At 70.5% G+C, this 4,615-nt stretch carries 4 protein-coding genes; 2 read left to right on the top strand and 2 right to left on the bottom strand.

Translation table 11 applies throughout. The features are described from left to right. Nucleotides 1–84: 84 nt before the first annotated feature. The gene (locus tag AB0958_RS44525) at nt 85–669 is read right to left on the bottom strand and encodes a hypothetical protein (RefSeq protein WP_366896194.1); all 585 of its coding nucleotides are present in this window, start codon (nt 667–669) and stop codon (nt 85–87) included. A 554-nt stretch (nt 670–1,223) separates the two neighbouring features. On the opposite strand from AB0958_RS44525, the gene AB0958_RS44520 reads away from it, so the two are divergent. Beyond that, the gene (locus tag AB0958_RS44520; RefSeq protein WP_366896193.1) at nt 1,224–2,744 is read left to right on the top strand and encodes a glutamate--cysteine ligase; all 1,521 of its coding nucleotides are present in this window, start codon (nt 1,224–1,226) and stop codon (nt 2,742–2,744) included. A gap of 138 nt (nt 2,745–2,882) precedes the next feature. Then, complete coding sequence (locus AB0958_RS44515) at nt 2,883–3,683, top strand: type II CAAX endopeptidase family protein (protein ID WP_132887735.1); 801 nt, start codon at nt 2,883–2,885, stop codon at nt 3,681–3,683. On the opposite strand, the gene AB0958_RS44510 is transcribed toward AB0958_RS44515, so the two are convergent. Continuing rightward, nucleotides 3,673–4,485: a PhzF family phenazine biosynthesis protein gene (locus AB0958_RS44510; protein ID WP_366896192.1), complete on the bottom strand. Its 813-nt coding sequence runs from the start codon at nt 4,483–4,485 to the stop codon at nt 3,673–3,675. The genes AB0958_RS44515 and AB0958_RS44510 overlap by 11 nt on opposite strands. Nucleotides 4,486–4,615 lie beyond the last annotated feature (130 nt).

Below are 4,615 nucleotides of genomic sequence, written 5' to 3'. Positions count from 1 at the left end.
CCATGGCCGGATGGGGCTAGTTCTTCTCGTGCGAGCGGTGAATTGCTCGTACGAGCAATTCACCGCTCGCACGAGAAGGGCGGCTCAGGCCGGCGTGATGAGCAGGGGGGCCGGGGTGACGCGGTCGGTGAGCACCGGGAGGAGTTCGGACACCAGGTGCGGCCGGTGGGCCGCGATGCCGGGCGGGGCGGGTGCCAGCGGGACGAGCAGGTCGGTGGCGGCCGGGTGCCCTTCGGCACCGTCCGCCGTGGGGTCGCCGTGCAGCCACAGGGTGAGCATGTACAGGCCGGGCAGGGACAGCAGGCGCGGCTGGTACGTCTGCGGCAGGGCCTCCGCCTGGTGCAGGGCCCTTTCGGTGGAGGTGATGTAGGGCCCCTCGAAGAAGTGCGAGAAGGCCCAGCCGTCGGGGGTGAGCATCGTCTCGGCCGCGGCCACCGCCCGGCCGCCGCAGCGGATCAGGAAGCGCCAGCCGGCCAGCCGGGTGGCGGACATGCCCTCGGAAGTGATCCGGTCCAGTACGTGCACGGGCAACGGCAGTTCGGGGGTCGTGGGTCCCTGGGCGGTGCGCAGGGAGGGGGTACGGGCCTCGTCGACCGCGGTGGGGGAACCGAGGGCGGTGAGGACGGAACGCAGTGCGGGCGCGGGGGCAGGAGGGACTAGCAACGGCATGGTGGGTCGCCTCTCATTCGACAGGCGCGGTGGCGCGAGGGCGGGGGCGGACGGCGCTGTCAGCTCACAGGGGTCAGGGAGGCGGCGGCCCGGTTCGGTGAAAAGAGGTGCGGACGGTGCCGGCCGCACGCGCTCGGACGGCAGGAACCAGAACCGTGGGCGCCAGCCTTCTGCCTTGTTCGCGGAGTTTATACGACACGTGTTCAGGTGGTGTTTCACCGGCCGGTCCCGCAGAACAGAACAAGGTGCAATTCGGTCGTTGATTCGTGAGGAATCCTCCCGATTTACCGCCTGTCGTAACCCCGCTGACCTCGGAATATGAGGCTCTCGCGGTCGGCCGAATGTCGTCGGCGTTTTTCACGAGGAGAACGGGGAACACGCAGTTGCATGATGCCCCATGCCGCGTGAATGTGCCGCAGGACACATTCCAACAGAGTAGCGGGTGTCCGTCGCGCGCGCGACGTTATCGATCGCCTGGGCTGGGCATCATCCCACCTGGACCCGGGACACCGGCGGCCGGAACTCGGTCCGCCCATTCGAGGAGGGACACTTCGATGGGGGAGAAGGTCGTGGCGGGCCGGTTCGACCTGTCCGATCGCCAGCGCTACCGCGAAAAGCTCCAGGACTGTCTGTCGGGGCTGGAGCGACTGCTGGTGGAGAAGCGGTTCGACCGCCCCAAGAACCTCATGGGTGTCGAGATCGAATTGAATCTCGCCGGTGCGGACGGTATGCCGAGAATGCTGAACAGCCAGGTGCTCGAACGCATCGCGAGCCGCGATTTCCAAACAGAACTCGCCATGTTCAACCTGGAAGTCAACATCGCTCCGCACCGGCTCGGCGGCCGGGTATTCGACCGGCTCGCGGAGGAACTCCGCACCTCCCTCGCGTACGCGGACCGCAAGGCGCGCGAGGTGGACGCCGGCATCGTGATGATCGGCATCCTGCCGACGCTGGAGCGGGACGACCTGGTCTCCGCGAACCTCTCCGAGGTCGACCGTTACACCCTCCTCAACGACCAGATCGTGGCCGCCCGCGGCGAGGACTTCCGGCTCGACATAGAGGGCGTCGAGCATCTCGAGTGCACCTCCAAGTCGATCGTCCCGGAGGCCGCGTGCACGTCCGTGCAGCTGCACCTCCAGGTCACCCCGGGGCGTTTCGCAGACGTGTGGAACGCGGCGCAGGCGGCCGTCGCCCCGCAGATCGCCGTGGGCGCCAACTCCCCCTTCCTCTTCGGCCGCGAACTGTGGCGGGAGTCCCGGCCCCCGCTGTTCCTCCAGGCCACCGACACCCGCCCGCCCGAACTCCAGGCACAGGGCGTACGTCCGCGCACCTGGTTCGGTGAACGCTGGATCGGCTCCGCGTACGAACTGTTCGAGGAGAACCTGCGCTTCTTCCCGCCGCTCCTGCCGATCTGCGACGAGGAGGACCCGCTGGCCGTGCTCGACGCGGGCGGGGTGCCCAAGCTCGCCGAACTCGTCCTGCACAACGGCACGGTGTACCGCTGGAACCGGCCCGTCTACGACGTCGCCGACGGCGTCCCCCACCTCCGGGTCGAGAACCGGGTCCTGCCGGCCGGCCCCACCATCACCGACGTCGTCGCCAACGCGGCGTTCTACTACGGTCTGGTCCGTGCGCTCGCCGAGGAGTCCCGCCCGGTGTGGACGCGGATGCCGTTCTCCGTCGCCGAGGCGAACTTCGACGCGGCGTGCCGGGACGGGATCGACGCCCGGCTGGTCTGGCCGAGGCGGGCGCGGTACGGCGGCGGTACGGCAGAGGTGGACGCGGTCACCCTGGTCCGCGACGAGTTGCTGCCGCTGGCGGCGTCGGGGCTCGACGGGTGGGGGGTGGAGCCGGCCGACCGGGACTTCTACCTGGGCGTGATCGAGGAGCGGTGCCGGCGGCGGGTCAACGGGGCCTCCTGGCAGGCGGCGACCTTCCACCGGGCGCTGGAGCGGGGGGTGCCGAGGGATGTGGCGCTGGCCGGGGTGACGCGGCGCTATGCGGAGCTGATGAACGCGGGGGAGCCCGTGCACACGTGGCCGGTGGGGTTATTGGAACCGGTGCTGATGGGGTGAGCGGCACGGGGACGCCGTGACGGGCCCGCTCTCCGCAGCGGGCCCCCTTCCTCCAGGGGGGCCGCCCGTGTCTGAGCGGTCTCCATCGGGCAAGCTGTGACGACCCACGGCGTGGGGTTTGCTCGACTGGAGGCAGGTGTGCAGGTGGAGGCGGGTTCGGTGGCCGGTTCTTACCCCGTGGAACGGCCCTCGCAGCGCATGTTCAGGGACGAGACGCTGCTGGTTCTGGGGCTGTCGCTCGGGGCGAGCGGCGTGTCGGCCCTGATCAGCTTCATCGGGTCGGTCACCAAACCGGGCGGGCTCAAGGACCAGGCGGCGACCCTCAACGCGTCCGCCGCGCCCGGCCGCCCCTGGCTGGACCTCGCCTGGCAGCTGTTCGGCATCGCCAGCGCGCTGGTCCCCGTCCTCCTGGTGGCCCACCTGCTGCTCCGCGAGGGCGCGAGCCTGCGCACCCTCGGCTTCGACCGCACCCGCCCCTGGCCCGACCTCGGGCGCGGCGCGGGCGTCGCGGCGGTGATCGGCAGCACCGGAATCGCCTTCTACCTGGCCGCACGCGGACTCGGGTTCAACCTCACAGTGGTGCCCGAGGCGCTGCCCGGGGTGTGGTGGAAGTACCCCGTACTGATCCTCTCCGCGATGCAGAACGCCATCCTCGAAGAGGTCATCGTCGTCGGCTATCTGCTGCGCCGCCTGGACCAGTTGGGGTGGACCGCCGGTACCGCCCTGGTGGCCAGCGCCGTACTGCGCGGGTCGTACCACCTGTACCAGGGGATCGGCGGCTTCGTCGGCAACATGGTGATGGGCGTCGTCTTCGTCTACCTGTACCGGCGGTGGGGCCGGGTCGGCCCCCTGGTGGTGGCGCACTCGCTGCTCGACATCGGCGCGTTCGTCGGTTACGCGCTGCTCGCCGGCAAGGTGGGCTGGCTGCCTACGGCGTGAGCAGTTCCCCGTCGATGACGGTGACCGCGCGCCCGGTGAGCAGGACGCGGTCACCGCGCAGGCCGGTGCGGACGAGTCCGGTACGGCGGGAGGCCTGCAGCCCGGTCAGATCGTCGCTGCCGAGCCGGGCCGACCAGTGCGGCGCGAGGGCGGTGTGCGCGCTCCCGGTCACCGGGTCCTCGTCGATGCCGACGTTGGGGAAGAAGCAGCGGGAGACGTAGTCGTAGCCCCCGGCCGGGTCCTCGGCCCGTGCGGTGGCGATGATCCCGCGCTGGGAGTAGGCGCCGAGGGCCCGGTGATCGGGGGAGAGCCCCAGCACCGTCTTCTCGTCGGCGAGTTCCACGAGCAGGTCCCCGACGTTCGGGCCGGTGTCGAACACGGCGACCGGCTCGGAGCCGAGCGCCTCGGCGACCCCGTCGGGTGCGTCGACGCGGGTGAGCGGTGCGGTGGGGAAGTCCAGGGTGATCGACCCGTCCGCGCCGGGGGTCGCGATCAGCACGCCGCTTCGGGTGGCGAAGCGCACGGGTCCCGGGTGCGCCCCGGTCGTACTCAGCACGTGGGCGGTGGCGAGCGTGGCGTGACCGCACATCGCGACCTCCGTGACGGGGGTGAACCACCGCAGCGCCCAGTCGGCGTCCGCGTTCTCGGGCAACCGGTGCGCGAAGGCGGTCTCGGCGTGGTTCACCTCCATGGCGACGTTCTGCATCCAGCCGTCGCCGGGGAAGGCGTCCAGCAGGACGACCCCGGCCGGGTTCCCGGCGAAGACCCGCTCGGCAAAGGCATCGACGATTCGAATCCGCATGCCCCAGACGCTAGGGCCCTTCTGATGGATCTCCGTGGAAGAAGGAGCGGCGTTCGGTGCGTGCGATCGGCGTGCGGGGTGGCGGGTCATGTGGCGGAGCCAGACCTCGAAGCGACCAGTGGAAGCGGGC

It is taken from the genome of Streptomyces sp. NPDC006655 (genome assembly GCF_040703965.1).
GTDB lineage: Bacteria > Actinomycetota > Actinomycetes > Streptomycetales > Streptomycetaceae > Streptomyces.
The sequence above is the reverse complement of the archived record's forward strand: the minus strand, read 5'-3'. Positions and strand labels throughout refer to the sequence as shown.

Excerpts from the sequence above, each read along its gene's own strand:
- AB0958_RS44510 (WP_366896192.1), bottom strand. The coding sequence starts at position 4,485 with ATGCGGATTCGAATCGTCGATGCCTTTGCCGAGCGGGTCTTCGCCGGG.
- AB0958_RS44520 (WP_366896193.1), top strand. The coding sequence starts at position 1,224 with ATGGGGGAGAAGGTCGTGGCGGGCCGGTTCGACCTGTCCGATCGCCAG.
- AB0958_RS44525 (WP_366896194.1), bottom strand. The coding sequence starts at position 669 with ATGCCGTTGCTAGTCCCTCCTGCCCCCGCGCCCGCACTGCGTTCCGTC.